The 14,285-nt window shown below is 60.2% G+C and carries 15 protein-coding genes; 2 read left to right on the forward strand and 13 right to left on the reverse strand.

Features of this window, described 5'->3' with window-relative positions; translation table 11 throughout:
• Positions 1-28 precede the first annotated feature (28 nt).
• The 8 genes from pepT to RWK44_RS18610 all read right to left on the reverse strand — a co-directional run bounded on the left by pepT (position 29) and on the right by RWK44_RS18610 (position 8,306).
• Positions 29-1,261: a peptidase T gene (gene pepT, locus RWK44_RS18575; protein ID WP_316029229.1), complete on the reverse strand. Its 1,233-nt coding sequence runs from the start codon at positions 1,259-1,261 to the stop codon at positions 29-31.
• 105 nt (positions 1,262-1,366) lie between these two features.
• The gene (locus RWK44_RS18580) at positions 1,367-2,119 is read right to left on the reverse strand and encodes a metallophosphoesterase (protein WP_221970146.1); all 753 of its coding nucleotides are present in this window, start codon (positions 2,117-2,119) and stop codon (positions 1,367-1,369) included.
• A gap of 70 nt (positions 2,120-2,189) precedes the next feature.
• Positions 2,190-3,248 (reverse strand): ABC transporter ATP-binding protein, encoded by a 1,059-nt coding sequence (locus tag RWK44_RS18585; protein WP_168345770.1) that lies wholly within the window; start codon positions 3,246-3,248, stop codon positions 2,190-2,192.
• Positions 3,249-3,252: 4 nt separating this feature from the next.
• Complete coding sequence (locus RWK44_RS18590; RefSeq protein ID WP_131640493.1) at positions 3,253-4,083, reverse strand: carbohydrate ABC transporter permease; 831 nt, start codon at positions 4,081-4,083, stop codon at positions 3,253-3,255.
• A 4-nt stretch (positions 4,084-4,087) separates the two neighbouring features.
• Complete coding sequence (locus tag RWK44_RS18595) at positions 4,088-5,023, reverse strand: carbohydrate ABC transporter permease (protein WP_077980165.1); 936 nt, start codon at positions 5,021-5,023, stop codon at positions 4,088-4,090.
• A 96-nt stretch (positions 5,024-5,119) separates the two neighbouring features.
• Positions 5,120-6,379: an ABC transporter substrate-binding protein gene (locus RWK44_RS18600; protein ID WP_025397444.1), complete on the reverse strand. Its 1,260-nt coding sequence runs from the start codon at positions 6,377-6,379 to the stop codon at positions 5,120-5,122.
• A gap of 35 nt (positions 6,380-6,414) precedes the next feature.
• On the reverse strand, positions 6,415-7,587 hold the full coding sequence (locus RWK44_RS18605; RefSeq protein WP_316029230.1) for a PLP-dependent transferase: 1,173 nt from the start codon (positions 7,585-7,587) through the stop codon (positions 6,415-6,417).
• Complete coding sequence (locus tag RWK44_RS18610; protein ID WP_131662046.1) at positions 7,584-8,306, reverse strand: FadR/GntR family transcriptional regulator; 723 nt, start codon at positions 8,304-8,306, stop codon at positions 7,584-7,586. Before RWK44_RS18610 ends, RWK44_RS18605 begins: the two co-directional genes overlap by 4 nt.
• A 263-nt stretch (positions 8,307-8,569) precedes the next feature.
• On the opposite strand from RWK44_RS18610, the gene RWK44_RS18615 reads away from it, so the two are divergent.
• Entirely contained in the window at positions 8,570-8,812 is a 243-nt protein-coding gene (locus tag RWK44_RS18615; protein ID WP_316029231.1) for a hypothetical protein, read from the forward strand.
• 165 nt (positions 8,813-8,977) lie between these two features.
• Here RWK44_RS18615 and RWK44_RS18620 read toward each other — a convergent pair whose 3' ends face one another.
• The 3 genes from RWK44_RS18620 to RWK44_RS18630 form a co-directional block, all read right to left on the reverse strand.
• The gene (locus tag RWK44_RS18620) at positions 8,978-9,727 is read right to left on the reverse strand and encodes a sulfite exporter TauE/SafE family protein (protein ID WP_131662319.1); all 750 of its coding nucleotides are present in this window, start codon (positions 9,725-9,727) and stop codon (positions 8,978-8,980) included.
• Between the two features lie 148 nt (positions 9,728-9,875).
• Complete coding sequence (locus tag RWK44_RS18625) at positions 9,876-10,190, reverse strand: EamA family transporter (protein ID WP_131662320.1); 315 nt, start codon at positions 10,188-10,190, stop codon at positions 9,876-9,878.
• Between the two features lie 138 nt (positions 10,191-10,328).
• On the reverse strand, positions 10,329-10,778 hold the full coding sequence (locus tag RWK44_RS18630) for a hypothetical protein (protein ID WP_168282149.1): 450 nt from the start codon (positions 10,776-10,778) through the stop codon (positions 10,329-10,331).
• Between the two features lie 273 nt (positions 10,779-11,051).
• Here RWK44_RS18630 and RWK44_RS18635 point away from each other — a divergent pair, with 273 nt between their 5' ends.
• Positions 11,052-11,405 (forward strand): RT0821/Lpp0805 family surface protein, encoded by a 354-nt coding sequence (locus RWK44_RS18635; RefSeq protein ID WP_316029232.1) that lies wholly within the window; start codon positions 11,052-11,054, stop codon positions 11,403-11,405.
• Positions 11,406-11,576: 171 nt separating this feature from the next.
• Here RWK44_RS18635 and RWK44_RS18640 read toward each other — a convergent pair whose 3' ends face one another.
• A complete protein-coding gene (locus RWK44_RS18640) occupies positions 11,577-13,235 on the reverse strand; it encodes an ABC transporter permease (protein ID WP_077980172.1) in 1,659 nt (552 codons plus the stop codon).
• 53 nt (positions 13,236-13,288) lie between these two features.
• Positions 13,289-14,284, reverse strand: coding sequence for a Fe(3+) ABC transporter substrate-binding protein (locus tag RWK44_RS18645; RefSeq protein WP_131662534.1), 996 nt, complete (start codon positions 14,282-14,284; stop codon positions 13,289-13,291).
• Between the last annotated feature and the right edge of the window lies 1 nt (position 14,285).

The following is a 14,285-nucleotide window of genomic DNA, read 5'->3' on the forward strand; positions in this document are numbered from 1 at the left end:
ACCGCTGCGCACTTTTGCTGGAATTGCTTTAGGCGCGCTCTTCCCAGACCCTCACCAATTCCACGATCGTTTTGACGGCCTTTTCCATATCCTGGCGGCTGACCCATTCGAGCGGCGAGTGGAATGCATGGCCGCCGGCGAAAATATTCGGGCACGGCAATCCCTTGAAGGAAAGACGCGAGCCATCCGTGCCGCCGCGGATGCTGCCGCGCACCGGCGTCATGCCGGCCCGGCGCACCGCCTCGATGGCGTTCTCGACGATCTCGGGGTGACGATCGAGCACCACCTTCATGTTGCGATACTGCTCCTTCACCTCGAAGCGATAGGTCGAGCCGGGATAGCCAGCCATCACGTCCTTGACGATAGCTTCGAGCGTCGTTTCCTTTTCCGTCAGCCCCTTGTCGGTGAAGTCACGGATGATGAGGCTCAGCGACGCCTTCTCCATCGAGCCGGTCACGCCGGTGGGATGGATGAAACCCTGCCTGCCTTCAGTGGTCTCCGGCGCAAGATCCCTCGGCAGCCGGTCGATGATGGCGCCGGCGATCTTGATGGCGTTTTCCATGCGGTCCTTGGCAAAACCGGGATGGATCGCCACACCTGATATGCTGATCTCGACGCCGTCGGCCGAGAAGGTCTCATCCTCGATATGGCCGGCCGTCTCGCCGTCCATCGTATAGGCGAAGTCGGCTCCGAGTTTCGCTAGATCCACCTTGTTGACGCCGCGCCCGACCTCCTCGTCCGGCGTGAATAGGATCTTGATCGTCCCATGCCTGATCTCGGGATTGTCGACGAGGAACTGGGCGGCGGTCATGATCTCCGCCAGTCCCGCCTTGTCGTCGGCGCCGAGCAATGTCGTTCCATCGGTCGTGATAATGTCGTTGCCGATCTGGTTTTTCAGCTCAGGGTGCTCGCTGACGCGGATCACCCGGCTCGGATCGCCGGCAAGCCTAATATCCCCGCCGGCATAATTCCCGATGATTTGCGGCTTGACATCGGTGCCGCTGAAATCGGGTGCCGTATCCATGTGCGAGCAGAAACAGATGACCGGTACCGTCTTGTCGCTATTGGCCGGAATGGTCGCATAGACATAGCCGTGCTCATCGAGATGTGCGTCCGCAAGACCGATCTTCAGCAGTTCATCGACCAGAACCCGGCCGAGATCCTTCTGCTTGGCCGTGGTCGGCTGCGTCGACGAGGCAGGGTCGGATTGCGTGTCGATAACGACATAACGGAGAAAGCGGTCGAGAACAGTGTCGGTCATGGCATCCAGTCCAGCAAGATCACACGGACGATATAGCCCTCCTGGGCGATGGGGCAAAAGATTTTTCCACCCGCCGCACGTGAGGGTTTCCCCAGTCAATCCATTTCATGCGCTGCCATCGGATGCCAGAACCGATACCACATGAGAAACAAGCCCTCCGTCGCTGACCTCATGCACGAGGAAGGACGGAGCGTCGATCACCGGAAGATCGCCACGGCCTTCCAGCAGAAGCGGATTGGGCGGGCAAAGGGAGCCGCAGGTCTGGACAGAGATCAATCCCAGCCGGCCAAATGCGGGTCGGTGAACATGGCCGCAAAGAATCGCCAGCGGCGGCCTGTTCACCGCCTCCAGGGTGCTGAGAAGCGCACTGCCGTTTCTGCATCCGACCCGGTCCAGCACCTCGATGCCGATCCTCAATGGCGGCTGATGCATGAAGAGAAGCGAGGGCGTCGTCACGTCCGGAAGCGCGCTCATCAGCCACGGCAGATGCGGCAGGACGTCGCCGTAGCTCTGACCGGCGACGGTCACATCGACACCGAAGAGGATCAGCCCACCGACGGCTGTCCGGAAATGCATCGGTCCCGTCGCATTGATCCACGTGCCGACGGCGGCCAGTTCGGAACGCATCAATTGCAGATCGTCACCGTTGCCCGGCAACAGGTGGACAGGGCAGTCCAGCGACCGCAAGTTTTCGGCGACAAGGCGATAGCCGTGCCGCCATCCGTCATCTACCAGATCTCCGGTGACAACAAGCACATCCGGGCGGAACGTCTTCAGCCACGCTATCGCTCGCTCCAGCGTCCGCAGCGACGAAAGGTCCGGCCTCGCATGGATATCGGATATCTGCGCAACAAGCATGTTCTGCCTCCCCGCCCCTGCCGGAGACACTATGCCAAAACCGATAGCAGCGAGCCACCAGCCCAGCGGCTCAATCGACGCGTTTTCCCTCGACATCGAACACGTGCAGATATTGGGCGGGGAAGGCCACATTGACCTTCGGCCCCGCCTTCAGCGCGTCGCGGTTCAGCGTGAAGATCTTGAACGGCAGACCATGCAGGGCAAGATGCAAGATGATGCCGAAACCCGTGGGCTCGACGAGTTCCACATCCGCGGCAAGCCCCGCCCCACCGTCGCTCATCAGCACATGCTCCGGCCGGATGCCGAGCGTCACCTTTGCGCCATCTGAAAGCGGCAGAGGCTTTGCAAGCGGCACGATCGTGCCTTCCTTCAGCTTCACGCCGCCGGCATCATAGGTGGCCTCGAGGAAATTCATCCCCGGCGAGCCGATGAAGCCAGCAACAAAAAGATTGGCGGGGCGGTCGTAGAGTTCCAGGGGACTGCCAACCTGCTGGACCACCCCACCATGCATGGCGACGATCCGGTCCGCCAGCGTCATTGCCTCGATCTGGTCGTGGGTCACGTAGATCGAGGTCGCCTTCAGGTCGCCATGCAGTTTCTTGATTTCGGCGCGCATCTGTTCGCGCAGGCGCGCATCGAGGTTCGACAGCGGTTCGTCGAACAGGAAGGCTTTTGGCTGGCGCACGATGGCGCGGCCCATGGCGACGCGCTGGCGCTGGCCGCCGGAAAGCGCCTTCGGCCTGCGTTCGAGCAGCGGATCGAGGCCAAGCTTGGCGGCAGCCGCGGCCACCGCGCCTGCAATCTTCTCCTTCGCCACCTTCCGCAGCCTGAGGCTGTAGCTCATATTGCCGGCGACATTCATATGCGGATAGAGCGCGTAGGACTGGAACACCATGGCGATGTCGCGATCCCTCGGATGCAGCTCGTTGACCCTATTGCCGGCGATGCGGATCTCACCCCCGGTGACCTCCTCCAGCCCGGCGATCATCCGCAGCAGCGTGGACTTGCCGCAGCCGGACGGACCGACAAGCACGACGAATTCGCCGTCCTGGATTTCCAGGTTGACGCCATGCAGCACCTGCACATGGCCATAGGCTTTGTGGATATTCCGGATATCGATCGATGCCATTTGTTTAACCCTTGACCGCGCCGGCCGTCAGGCCCTGGACGAGATAGCGCTGGATGAGGAGGAAGAAGAGGCCGGCCGGAATGAGCGCCATGACGCCCGCTGCCATCATCTGCCCGAAATCCACCGAGAATTTCGAAACGAAGGTGAGAAGTCCGACCGGGAAGGTCGCCGCGTCATTGCCGTTGATCAGCATCAGCGCGAAGAGCAGCTCGCTCCAGGCGGCAGTGAAGACGAAACCGAGTGTGGCGGCGATCCCCGGCAGCGTCAGCGGCAGGATGATCTGGCGAAACGCCGTGAACTGCGTCGCCCCGTCGATCTTCGCCGCCTCTTCGAGATCCCTCGGAATGCCGTCGAAGAAGGACTGCATCAGGAAGGTGGCGAAAGGCACGTTGAAGGCGGTGTAGACGATGACGAGCCCGGTCAGACTGTTGGTCAGATGCAGCGGCGACAGAATCTTGAAGATCGGCGCCACCAGCATCACCAGCGGAAACATTTGGGTCAGCAGCATCAGGGCGACGATCCAGTATTTTGCCCGGAAATTGAAGCGCGACAATGCGTAGCCGGACAGCGAAGCGCAGATGGTCACGGTGACGGCCGTCGAGGCCGAGACGATCAGGCTGTTCTTGAAAAAGGTCGGAAAGGCGCTGTGGCGCAGCACGAAGGCATAGTGATCCCATGTCGTGCGCGACGGCCACATGCGAACGCCCTCGCTATAGAGCAGGTCGTTCGGCGTTACCGAGACCTTGAGCAGCCAGAACAGTGGAAAGAGCGAAAAGGCGATGTAGCAGAGGATCGCCAGGCGGTGTGCGATGGTCGGAATGACGGATCGTCTCATGATCTCAATCCTTGTTCAGCAGCGTCTGCCGGAGCAGGATGATCAGCATCGAATAGGCAAGCAGCAGCACGAGCAGCACCAGCGCGATCGCCGAGGCATAACCGAAATCGAGCCGCCGGAAGGCCGTCGTGAAGATGTAGCTGGCGACAATCTGCGTCCGGTCCGCCGGCCCGCCACTGGTCATGACGACAATCAGATCGGCGAAGTTGGAAATCCACACGGTGCGTAGCAGCACGGTAATGGCAATCGTTGGCGCCAGAAACGGCAGGGTGATCGAGCGGAAGCGCTGGAACCAGCCGGCGCCGTCGATCGATGCCGCCTCATAGAGATCACGCGGGATCGCCTGCAGCGCCGCAAGCAGCGTGATGGCGAAGAAGGGAATGCCCCACCAGACATTGGCGACGATCGGCCCCCACATCGCATAGTTGGGATCGGAGAGGATATTGCCCGGCTCATCCATCAGCCCGAGGGCGAAGAGCCAGTGCGGGATCGGTCCGATGACGGGATTGAACAGCCAGGCCCAGTTGAGGCCGGCGAGAAAAGACGGCACGGCCCACGGCAGGAAGACCAGCGCCTGCGCGATTGCCCTGCCTTTGAACGGCTTGTCGAGCAGCAGCGCCAGGATCAGCCCGAAGACGAACTGCAGGACGACGGAGGCGCCGGTCCACCACAGCGTGTTCCGAAGCGCGCCGTAGAAGGCGGCATCGCCTGCAAGCTCGCGGAAATGATCGAGCCCGATGAAGCCGCCGGAAAACGGATTGAGCAGCTGGATATCGCGGAAAGCGTAGGAGATGCCGACGGTCAACGGCACCAGCATCACCGCAATAATCAAGATCAGCGACGGCGCGCTGTAGAGATAGGGCTCCGAAGCATCGGCAACGCGACGCAGCCACGGCCTGCGGTCGCGACGCATGTCGAGCGTATCGGCGGAAATGGTCATCAGCCAAGAGTTCCCGTTCGCGGCGTTTATGCGCCGTCTGTGTCATCAAAAAAGCGGCGGCGGCCTGTGTTGAGGCCGCCGCCGTCGATCCGTCGCTTATTTCTTGGCGAGGAACTTCTGCTGCGCCTTGGTGAGATATTCGGCCCATTGGTCGGCCAAATCCTTCGCCGAGATATCGCCGAGCAATGCTTGCTGCGAGGTCTTGATCGCCAGCGAATCCTTGAAGAAGGCGAATTCCTCGAGGTAGGTCGGCATGACTGTTGGTACCGTGTTCGGATCCGCCAATTCCTCGAACCAGCCCTTGAACTGGTCACCGGCGTAGAAGGGATCCTTCTCGGCCGCCGTATAGGCCGGCAGAGCGCCGATGCGCTTGTTCCACTCAAGATTACCTTCCGGCCCTTCGAGGGTGGCTATCAGCTTCCAGGAAAGATCCTTGTTGCCGCTGGTCGTGAACATCGACCAGCCGCCGTAACCGATCGTCGGGAAGGACTTGCCGTCCGGACCCTTCGGCAGCGGTGCGACACCGAAATCCTCCTTCTTCATACGCTCGGCGATGGCGATCAGCGCGTCCGGATCCTGGTCGAGGAAGGCGCAGGTGCCGGAATAGAAGCCGGCGACGACTTCGTTGAAGCCCCAGTTGACGCTGTCCTTCGGCGCATAGCCTTTCTTGTAGAGATCGACCATCCATTCGATGCCCTTGGCCCAGCCCGGGCTGTTCATCGTCGAGGTCCCGTCGTCGTTGAAATACTTGTTCGAGCCGGCCATCGAGGCGGCGAAGATCATCCAGCCGTTGAGGCCGCCCGGTCCGCCGCGCATGCAGTAGCCGTATTTGCCGGGCAGTTTGGAAACCTTTTCCGAAGCGGCAGTAAATTCTTCCATCGTCTTCGGCGGCGCGGCGACGCCGGCTTCGGCAAGCAGCTTCTTGTTGTAGAACATCGCCCTGAGGTAGAAGCCGTAGGGCAGCATATAGGCGGTGTTCTTGACGTCGCGGCCGAGTTCGAGCGCGCGCGGCGTCAGTTCCTTGGTGTGCTCCCACTTTTCGAGGTAGGGCTCCAGGCTCTCGAGCATGCCGTTATTGGCATAGAGCGACAGCCAGGTATCGGGCATCTCCATCACATCGGGCACGTCGCCGGCAGACACCATGGTCGCAAACTTCTGGAACGCTTCATTCCAGGGCAGCGAGATGATGTCGACCTTGGTGCCGGGATTGGCGGCTTCGAATTTGCCGACGATCGATTTCAGCGTTTCGGTGCGCTCCGGGCTGGTGATGACTTCGACAAGTTTGAGCGTCGTATCGGCAAAGGCCGTACCCGCCATCATCGAAGCAAAGAGCGTCGAGATTATTAGTTTTTTCATGGCTCAGTTCCCCCTTGTTAGGTCTCTCTCGGGTTTCAGGATTGTGAGGCGGCGGCGAGCGCCTCCTCGATATCTCTCCACAAAGCCTCGGTTCCTTCGAGGCCGACATGGAGACGTACGGATCGCGCATGGATGCCGAAGGCATGTGCGGAATTTGGCTGTGCCTTCTGCTGAAGCACCACCTCGCCCGGTACGATCAGGCTTTCATGTCCACCCCAGCTTACACCCAGTTTGAAGAGCTTGAGGTGATCGGCGAAGGTGCGGATATCGACGCCTTCGCGGAATATGAAGGAAAACAGGCCCGAGGTGCCGTTGAGGCCAGTGGGCAGACGGTTGGCGAGCCCCGGATGGCAGACCGTCTCCACCACGTCGAGCTTCTGCAGGCGCCTGGCGATTTCAAGCGCCGATGCCTCGTGGGCTCGCATGCGGAGCGGCAGCGTGCGCAACCCGCGGATCAGCAGCCAGGCGTCGAACGGCGAAAGCTTGCCGCCAAGATAGGGATAGGCCTCGGCCTTGACGCGAGCGATCATCGCCTTCGAGCCGGCGATGATGCCCGCCACCACATCGCTGTGGCCGCCGAGATATTTCGAGGCCGAATGGATGACGAGATCGACGCCGAGTGTCAGAGGCCGCTGGAAGAAAGGGCTCGCCCAGCTGTTGTCGATCATCGAGACGGCGCCATGTTGTCTGGCGAGTGCGGCGAGTGCGGCGACATCATGTGCCTCCATCACCCAGCTCGTCGGGCTTTCCATGTAGAAGAGCTTGGCGCCGGGCAGCGCCTTGGCGACCGCCTCGTTGTCGCGCCCGTCGACATAGGTCACCTCGATCTTCATCCGCTTCAGGATGGTGCCGAACAGGCGGAAGGCGTCGGGATAGACGTGCTTGACCGCGACGATGCGGTCGCCCGGCTCAACGAAGCTTAAGACTGCCGACGAGATCGCCGCCATGCCGCTGGCAAAACCCAGCGCATCCTCGGCACCTTCGAGCTTGGCGAGCATTTCCTCGAAGGCGCGCACCGTCGGGTTCAGCCCGCGCGTGTAGATCGGCCGCACCTTCTCGCCGCGATAGGAGGCGATCATGTCGTCGTAATCGGAAAAGGTGAAAAGCGAGGTCTGAAAAATCGGCGGCACGACGGCGTCGGCGAAGTTGCCTTCGTCATGCGCGGTGATGAGGGAAGCAAGATCGAACGGTTCTGCGCCGTTGCTCATTTGGACATTTCCTTGATGTCTTCCTCGACGATGGCGAGAATTTTCAATGTTTCTGTGCGCGCCGCCTCGGGATCCCCGGCAGCGATCGCGTTGAAAAGGGTGCGGTGAAAGGGAAAAGACCGGCGCGCGAAATCCTGCCGGTCGAAGGGATGCGCCCAGAAGCGCTCGAATGTCTCGCGCATCTGCTCGAGAAGCTGTCGAAACAGCGGATTGTGGGCGGCGTCGTAAACGGCGAGATGGAAGGCCAGATCCTCCGGCCCGGAAGTGCCCTTCTCCAGGTGCACCCGCTCCATGGCGTTCAGCTTTTCCTCGATGATGACGAGGTCCGTGCTCGTGCGCCGTCGCGCCGCCACCATGCCCGCCTCGCATTCAATTCCACGGCGTACCTCCAGCGTTTGCAGCAGCACGTCGCGAAGGTGTGCGGTATCGAACGATAGCGGCATGTGGATCGTCGCCCTTGACACGGGCTTCAGCAGATAAGTGCCGCTTCCCTTGCGCGTCTCAATGACACCGAGCGCCTGGAAATGCCGGATCGCCTCGCGAATGGTCGAGCGGCCGACGGCAAGAGCGGTCATCAGCTCGCGCTCAGCCGGCAAACGGTCGCCCGCCTTCAATCTGGCTTCCTCGACATAATCCGCCAGCGCATCGGTCACCTGACGCGCGCGGTCCATGACCGGAAGCGGCCGGATCACCGGCCTGTCGCTGCGATTTGCCTTCATGGTTCCCCATTTTCTTATCAGGCAGCCGACTTAAAGAATTGGTCTGACATCTTAGCATTTCGCATACATAGGAAAACGTCAAGACGGCCACGTCCATTCCGGAGAATTCGGAGTGATTTTCGGGATATTCGGCGTAAGACCTTCCCGCTGAACGCGCCGTTGATCGCCAGCATTGGCGCTCCTAGCCCAACTCGTCTCGACTGCTCGAACAGCTTGGAACATCAGCGGTCGACGTTCCGTTTCGCAACGGAAGGGAGACCTGCATGCCCGGCACGTTCACCACTGTCTACATCGTCGCATTTGACCTTGATGACCGAGATCAGGCCATCCGAGCGTTCGAGCCAAGGGTGGCGGCGAACGAGGAGGCCGAGATCGAGGGGGCCGAGATACTGATAACTAAACACGCTGGGGTCGTGGTATGGCGGCGGCAGAATGACCCTGTTGTCGGCGAGGAAGGCGAGCCCGAGGTTGTTTTCAGCGTAGGCAGGGTTGGGGACTTCGGATAATGTCGTATGAGATCGTGTCGCTGCCGCGGCGCACGCGGTGCATGGCGGCGATCTTTTCGATAGGCCACGCCGACTGTCGGGCGACTGAAGTGCTCCGGGTTCTTGGGCCAGCCAGAGCTGGATTTTCCGGGGTTAAAGCGTGCCTCTGTGGGGCCGGACCTCCGCTCAAAGGTAAGCTCGCGAAAAGAACACCGCGGTCGTTAATAAGGCGACCGCGAGGGTTAGCACCCGAACAACCGATGATGGCAGCCTTCGTCCGACATGCGCTCCGATCCACCCGCCGATAACGGCTCCAATCGTCATGGCAATGCATTCCTGCCAGACGATTGCCCCGGCAAGTACGAAGACGATGACGGCGACCGCGTTTGCGGCAGTAACCATCACCATTCTTGTCGGATTCAGGCTCTTAATGGCCCCGCCCCCGAGCGCGCTCCATGCCGCAAGCATCATAAGACCCACCGCGCCGCCAAAATAGCCGCCATAAAGACCGAGAAAGAATTGAACCGTTGCGAAGGTCAGAACACTCGGACGTGCCTGCGTCCGGAATACCGCGCTGACCCTCGGACCTGCCGCCAGCATCAATGTCGCGACCAGCAAAAGCCATGGCAGGAGACCATCGAAGATCCTGGATGGGGTCAGCAGCAATAGAATGCTTCCAGCCACACCACCCATTACCGTCACGATGGCAATGGGCACGACATTGACGCCGCACACACTCCTAACCCCGTCACGGTAGACCCACGAGCTGGCCATGCCGCCGGGAAACAAGGCTAAGGTGCTTGTCGCGTTTGCGGCTACCGACGGCACTCCGACAGATATCAGCGCAGGCAGGGATACGAACGACCCGCCGCCCGCCAACGCATTCATGCTGCCTGCCAACAAGCCAGCAAGGAAAAGAAGTATTGAATCGTACATATTCATGTCGCCTTGGCACCCAAGCCTGATTTCGGCCGAGCCTCTTGTCCAATACCGCTGCCACATCGCCGCACGCCGTTGCTCGTCCAGAAGAGTCCACCCCACGACTGCCATCCGCCGTAGTCAAGGAAACGCAATTGAGAGCGGTTCACCCGATCACCATGAGCGTAACCGATGCTATCCCGAGGACTACGCCAACCGCCTGATGCCAGCCGAGCCGCTCATCGAAAACCAAAACGGCGATCGCGTTGATGGCGATGAGCTGCGCGACCGACGACAACGAAATAGCAAGGGAAAGCCCGCTCGTCCGCATGTGAGCGATCATCGAAAGATTGCCTAATGTGTAGAGGATAAGGGCAGTGGCGAGCAGCCAAAGGTTCGAGTTGCTCACATATGCGCGCGAAGCGGTCGCCCCGGCCAGAAATAGGCACACTGCTATAAAGAGGATGGCGGCAACACGCATCGATAAACTCCTGCTGACGCGTTTTGTCTAACGCCGGGCGGCCCGTCAATCCATCAGAGACTCCCGTCCCTATCCTATCCTAGTAGTCCCAGCAGGTAGAACGGGTCGCGTGCGTGAGCAACACGTCTTTGAGCGACATCAATCCCGGTTTGGTATCGGCTTACCCTCATAGCGCACGCGAAAATTCCTCCTGTGAAAATCCTGCTCGAAGCAGACGAAGACGAGCTCCAGGTCATTGGCGCTGTCGCGCTTCCCAAGGAGGCTGAGTGTGACAACGATAACGCCGCTGTACCCGCGCGTCAGGCGGAAAGCCGCGTTACGGATCTCAGTCCCTTCTGCATCCCCCCGGTCTTCGCGGCGCTCATAGATGACCCAGAAGCGGGCAGCATCCCAAGTCTGCCGCAGGATTTGGCTGACCTCTGCCTTGAACTCTTCGGCATGCATTGCCGGACTCCAAGACAATGCCGTCTCGCCCGCATCGCTAACGACATTGAGGTAACCGTCATATTGGTAAGCGCCTGACAGTGACCGTTCGATCATCTCGAAAGCCGAGTTTTCGCTGATTGTTGTTTTGAACAGAATGGCCATCGAATCGCTGCGTTTCACTAAGAACCTGTCGGTGAGACGGCGAGACTACTGGGTGCCGCCTGGGCGAGCAACGGAGACCTGGGTCATTGGTCATCGTCCTAACGGTTGAAACGCATAGAGATCATTGTCCGGCCGTGCTCATTGTAGTCGCTTGACCACCCTTTCAAGAACACGTTCGCGGCGTCTCCAAGCGACCGCGTTTTCTTCAAACCTCGCAACATTGTGAACCATGAGTAACTTGAAACATAACTAGCAAAACGCTTTATCCGACCGATGAATCTGAAGCACTTTACCTCGGCAATGAGCGTCGCGGCTTTGGCGGCATGCTCACATATCGACCCGCTTGAGACGCCCCTCGCCCAGTCAGCAATCCAGCACCAGACGCCTTTGACCGATCAAGCGGTGATCGCAGATACTGTAGGTCGCGGTGCTGTCGGTGCAACGGCGCTTGCTTGGGCCAACCCATCGACGGGTAGCGCGGGTGTTATCGAGCAGATCGATGCCAGTAACGATGGGCCGGACGGATGTCGTGGTTTTGTTACCAGTCGGCAATCTCTCGACGGCGTGACGCGCTTCAACGGCGTAGCCTGCCCGTCTGGGGACAGCTGGAAACTGGGCGGACAATAGGCTAGCGCTCGACGTCCTCAAACGACACAAAGGCATCACCCACACCGATGCTCGTGGCTGCATTCAGAGGTCAAGCAGCCATTTGGCCACGATATTGCCCACGGCGACCGGTTTGTGGCTTTGCGTTGTTTAGTGGAGGTCGCAGAGCCGGCATACCCATCGGCATGCCGGCTAGCGGATACGTCCGATCCGCGATAGCAAAATAGCGGGCAGGATGCCGATCAGCACGATGGCGAGCGCTGCAATCGAGGCTTCCTCGTAAGTGCCTCTGGCAGCCTCTCCATAAAGATGAGTTGCGAATGTCTCGACATTGAGTGGCCGCAGGAGGAGCGTCGCCGGCAGCTCCTTTACACAATCGACGAAGACCAGTAGCGCGGCAGCTGAGATTGCCGCCTTCGAAAGCGGCAAATGCACGTAGCGCAGGGTGCCTGCGGTGGACTGCCCCAGCGAACGTGACGCATGATCAAGCGACAGGGAAATGCGCGATAGACCGGCTTCTATGCCGCCGGCGGAGATCGCCAGAAAGCGCACGATGAGCGCATATATGACGGCAGCACCCGATCCCATCAGGAGCAGACCAGTGGACACATCAAACAAGGAAAGCGCGGTGCGGTCGATAAACTGATCGAACCCGCCAAGGATGATCAGCACGCCAATGGCGACCACGGTGCCGGGAGCCGCATAGCCAATCGTGGAACAGCGCAGGAGCCAGGAGGACGGTTGGCCCGGCCGCAGGCGGGTCGCGTAGACGGCGAGAAGGCCAAGGATGACGGTCGTGATTGTCGCCAGGGTGGCGATAGCGATCGTATTCACGGCCTCATCGATGATCCGTGGGGATATGCCGGCGAACCGATAGCGTTTTGCCGCTTCGATCAACAGATAGAGCGCGGGCGCGCCAAAGCCCAGGATGACAGGCAGAAGACCGCCGAGAAACAGCAGTACGCCTTTTCCCAAGGATACCCGCCGCGGTTGGAAACTTCGCATCCGGCGCACATCGATCGAGTAGCCCTGCTTGCGTCGCGCCCATCGCTCAACCGCAACAATTGCGACGACGATGAGAAGAAGGGCAAGGGCGATCTGCGACGCTCCCGATAAATCGGAGCGGGTGACCCAGGTGGTGTAGATGGAAACGGTGATCGTCCGGACACCGAGGAATTCGGCGGCGCCTATATCGTTCAACGTTTCCATGAGTGCAAGGCTGATACCCACGGCAACAGCGGGGCGCGCGAGCGGCAGAGCGACCCGCCAGAAGACCGCGCGGCGAGATGTACCGAGCGTACGTGCAGCATCGACGAGATTGCCGGATTGCGTGAGGAACATCGCGCGCGTGGGGATGTAGACATAGGGGTAGAGCACGATCCCGAGAAGCAGGATGCAGCCAGTCATGGAACGGACGTCCGGAAGGCGAAACTGGCGCGGGGTCTCGTAGCCTAGCAACCAGCGCACGGCATCCTGCACCGGACCGATCGGATGCATTATATCCAGATAGGCATAGGCGACGATGTAGGTCGGAACGGCAAGCGGCAGAAGCAGCATCCACTCCAGAGCATGCCTGCCGGGAAAATCATAGGCGGTCACCAGCCATGCCGTCGTCGTGCCAACAACTGCAGTGATGACGCCGACCCCCACAAGGAGAATGACGGTGTCGAGAAGCGCGACGGGAAGGATGGTCGAGAAAAGATGTCCCCAAAGACCCGCCGAACCCTTCGAGGCTTCGATGAGCAATCCCCCGATCGGCAGCATGGCAATGAGAGCGATAGTGGCGGCAATCGTCAGCCATGCGCTGCCGGGGCGCTTTGCAGAGCGGGCGGGCGCCGGGCTCGGAAACATCACTTGGTCCGTTCTCGGGGGGAAGGCGCCAGTCAGCGGCGCCTTCACTGTCCTTAGTTGTCGAAGCCGACCTTGTCCACGAGTTCACTCGCCTGCTTGCGATGGCTGACGATCTCGGACAAGGGCTTGCTGTCGATCTTTAGTTCGCCAAAGGAGGCGATGATCGGATCGGCCGCGACGCCTGCCTTCACGGGATATTCGTAATTGGCCTCAGCATAGATCTTCTGCGCTTCGTCAGAGACGAGATATTCGAGAAGTTTGACGGCTTCAGCCTTGTTCGGTGAGTGCTTGGCGATTGCCGCGCCGCTGATATTCACCTGCGTCCCGCCGTTCTCGAAGGTCGGCAGGATGACCTTGATGGCGTCGCCCCATTTGACCTGCTCTTCACCACCCTTGCCGGACCGCATTAGGCCGACATAATAGGAGTTGGCGATACCGATATCACAAATGCCGCCGAGGATATCCTTGGCCGAATCGCGATCGCCGCCGGCTGCCTTACGGGCGAGATTGGCCTTGACAGCTGTCAGCCATTTCTCGGTTTCTTCCGCGCCGTAATGAGCGACGTAGTCCGCAAACAGTGCCGTATTATAGGGGTGCTGACCTGAGCGTATGCAAATCTTGCCCTTCCACTTGGGATCGGCAAGCTCCTCGTAGTTGAATGTGCTCATCTCAATGTCCTTGGCCGCGTAGAGCACGCGCGCGCGCATCGACAGTGCGAACCAGTTGCCCTTGGCATCACGCAGCTGTTCCGGGATTGCCGAGTTCAGAACAGACGATTCGACCGGTTGCGTTACGCCTTTGTCGACCAGATCGACAAGGTTGCCGGCATCGACGGCCATCAGGATGTCAGCCGGCGAGCTGGCGCCCTCGGAGGCGACACGCTCTGCCAGGCCATCCTTCAGGAAAACCGTATTGACCTTCGTCCCGGTCGATTTGGTGAAAGCCTCCAGAAGAGGTGCGATCAGAGCCGGTTCTCTCGTCGTGTAGAGGTTGATTTCTGCGGCCGCTGCGATGCAAGGCGACATCAGCGCCGAAGCAGCAAGCAGCATG

The organism is Rhizobium sp. 25PS6 (assembly GCF_032464655.1).
GTDB lineage: Bacteria > Pseudomonadota > Alphaproteobacteria > Rhizobiales > Rhizobiaceae > Rhizobium > Rhizobium laguerreae.